This window comes from Kitasatospora putterlickiae (assembly GCF_039527695.1).
In the GTDB taxonomy this organism is placed as follows: domain Bacteria; phylum Actinomycetota; class Actinomycetes; order Streptomycetales; family Streptomycetaceae; genus Kitasatospora; species Kitasatospora putterlickiae.
On the sequence record NZ_BAAAKJ010000165.1, the window covers coordinates 1 to 2,883 of the forward strand.

The following is a 2,883-nucleotide window of genomic DNA, read 5'->3' on the forward strand; positions in this document are numbered from 1 at the left end:
CCCGGGCCTGGCGCGACCACCGCCGGCTCGGCCCGCTCTGGTCGGTGCTGCGCTCGGAGCTTCCGGAGATCGAACTCGTCACCCCGGAGCGGGCGTTCGGTCCGGCCGGCGGGCGGCGGGACATCCGCTTCGCGCTGTACCGGCGGATCATCGAGATCCGCGACGGCCAGCTGTGCCTGCGCCCCCACCTGCACCCCCGGGTGGCGCTCTGGGTGCGCGAGGTCGCCCGTCCCGCCGGACCGGAGGAGTTCGCGGTCGTGGTGGAGGCCGCCGCGATCGCCGCCGCGCTGGAGGCGGCCCGGGCCGGGTGCCGCTTCCCCGCCGGGCCCGGCGAGGGGTGGGTGCCGCACCCGGTGGTGGCCGGGCTCCGCGAGGAGGCGGCCTGGCTGGTCAAGGTGGCCGCCGCCTACCGGGGTTCACCGGTCATGGCGCACGTCCGCCGGCGGGTGCGGGCGGAGTTGGCGGAACGGGAGCGCGCGCCGGAGTGAGGTCCGCCCCCGGCCCCGGGGGGCGCCGGGAGCGAGGACCGGGGGCGGACCGGATCAGGCGTGGAGCAGGAGGCGCGGAGCACACACACCGGCCCGGATCAGGCGCGGGCCAGCTCCGGCATCAGCGCGTACACCTGCTCGGCGGACTCCGGGTCGGCCTCCAGGCAGGCCAGCAGGTCGGCCCTGGCCGGCTCCGCCCGGTCCAGGCCGAGCAGGCAGCGCGCCCGTTGCAGCCGGGCGTCCACGTCCTCGGTCGACTCCACCACCTCGTCCAGCAGCCGGACGGCCTCGCCGTAGCGTCCGGCGTCGTGGTGCACCACGGCCAGGTTGAACCGCAGGCCCGGTTCGGCGGACAGCTCGACGGCGCGCGCCAGGTTGCGGCCCGCCCCGTCCAGGTCGCCCTGCTGGTAGCGCAGTTCGCCGAGCAGGGCCCAGGCCTGGGCGTACTCGGGGTCGGCGGCGAGCGCGTCCGCGTAGGCGTCGGCGGCGGCCCCGGGGTCGTCCTCGGCGGCCAGCAACTGCCCGCGCAGGCAGAGCAGTCGGGCGTTCTCCGGGGTGCGGGCGAGACCGGCCCGGACGTCCGCGCCGGCGGCCTCGTACGCGCCCGCCTCGAACAGCAGCGAGGCCCGGTTGAGCCGGGCGTCGTCGAACTCCGGGTCCAGCTGGAGGACGTAGCCGAAGTCCGCCACCGCCGCCTCGGTGTCGCCGAGTTCGGCCAGCACGTCGGCCCGGTTGAAGTACGCCTCGGGGAACGGCGGCGAGAGCCGGATCGCCCGGTCGTAGTCGGCCAGCGCCCGCTCCGGTTCGCCGAGGTCGCGCCAGAGCATGCCCCGGTCGAAGTGGTACTCCGCGTAGTTGGGGTCGCACTCGATCACGGCGGTGTAGTCGGCGACGGCCTCGGCGTGCCGGCCGAGCGCCGTGTACACCTGCGCGCGGTTGTAGCGCAGCACCGAGCGGTGCAGCGCGTGCTCGTGCGGCTCCAGGGTCTCGTCCAGCTGCGCGACGCACGCGTCCAGCAGCTCCAGCGCGGCCTGCGGGCGGCCCTGGTGGATCTCGATCAGGGCGAGCCCGTTGCGGTTGAACACCACCCGCGCCTCGCGCTCCTTGGGGTCCGGGTGCCAGTGGGCGAAGGCGATCGCCTGGTTGACCCAGGCCCGGGCCAGCCCGTGGTCGCGGCGGCCGGCCTCGAAGTGCCGGGTGTGCAGCATCGCGGTCGCGTACGCGGCCTGCATGTGGACCTCGGGCGAGGCGCTGAGCGTGCGGGCCTCGTCGTAGAGCGGCAGGGCGCGCTCCGCCAGGCCGAGCGCGGCGAAGGAGGTGGTCATCTTGGTGGTGAAGGCCCACCAGTGGGTGGGGTGGCTCTCGTGGGTGACCAGCCGGCGGCCGCGCTCGCCGAGGTCGATGACGGCGTGGTAGTAGCCGAGGTCCATGCAGTGGTCGAGGGCGTGGCGCAGGACGTCGGCGCCGACGCCGGACGGGTCGCCGCCGTGCTCGGCGTGCCAGGTGATGGCCCCCAGCCGCAGCGAGGACTCACCGACCGTCTCCAGTTCGGCGCGGCGCAGGTCGTGCAGGCGGGCGCGTTCGTCGGAGGGCAGCGCCAGGTAGGCGGCCAGCTGGGCGGGGTCGTCGCCGGTGCCGTCGGCGGCGATGTGGGCGCGGCCGAGCGCGGCGTCCGGCGCGCCCGGCCCGGCCGGCTCCGCGTCGGACGCGTCGGGCCCGCCGGGCACGTCGAGCAGCGCGCAGTGCGCGGCGAGCGCGTCCGGCAGGTTCTCGCGGCCGGGGCCGTCCGGGCGCTCCAGGGCCTCGGTTCCGGTGGTGACCACCACGGTGAGCAGCCCGGGGTCGGTGCGGCGCAGCAGGACGGCGAGGAACTCCCCGTCGGTGGGGTCGGCCCGGTGGGCGTCCTCGACGACCAGGGTGCGCGGGCCCTCGCCGGCCGCGCGCACGTACTCCTCCAGGAACTCGACCAGGCCGTGGGCGATCCGCAGGGTGCGCAGCGCGGAGTAGAAGCGGGTGCGTTCCTTGGGCACGGCCAGCGAGGTGAGGGTCTCCCGGGTGGCGGGCACCAGGTCGCGCAGTTCCGGGGTGGTGGAGAGGAGTTCGACGTCGTGCCCGGTGACGGCCTCGGGGCAGCGGGCGAGCGCCTCGGGGACGATCGCCCGCAGGATCGACCCGACGGCGGTGTAGGGCCCGCGCAGCCGGCGGTCCGCGTTCACCACGGCGAGCACGGGCGGCAGGTCCAGCCGGTCGCGGGCCTCGACGCGGGCGGGGCGGCGGGCGGCGCGGACCCAGTGGTGGCGGTGTTCGGCCATGGCACAGCTGCCTTTCGTGCGGTGACGTGGGGACGGGCGGGGGCGTGCGGGGGCAGTACAGCGTCAGACCGCGCGGGCGGCGC

2 protein-coding genes are annotated in these 2,883 nt (G+C 76.5%); one reads left to right on the forward strand and one right to left on the reverse strand.

Annotated features, from left to right (window positions below):
• Positions 1 to 488: MAB_1171c family putative transporter (locus tag ABD308_RS17050; protein WP_344335185.1), on the forward strand; the 488-nt coding region annotated here is incomplete at its 5' end.
• Positions 489 to 586: 98 nt separating this feature from the next.
• Here the strand turns inward: ABD308_RS17050 and ABD308_RS17055 are convergent.
• A complete protein-coding gene (locus ABD308_RS17055; RefSeq protein WP_344335187.1) occupies positions 587 to 2,800 on the reverse strand; it encodes a tetratricopeptide repeat protein in 2,214 nt (737 codons plus the stop codon).
• Positions 2,801 to 2,883: the final 83 nt, after the last annotated feature.

Coding starts and splice junctions, on each gene's coding strand:
- ABD308_RS17055 (WP_344335187.1), bottom strand. CDS start 2,800: ATGGCCGAACACCGCCACCACTGGGTCCGCGCCGCCCGCCGCCCCGCC.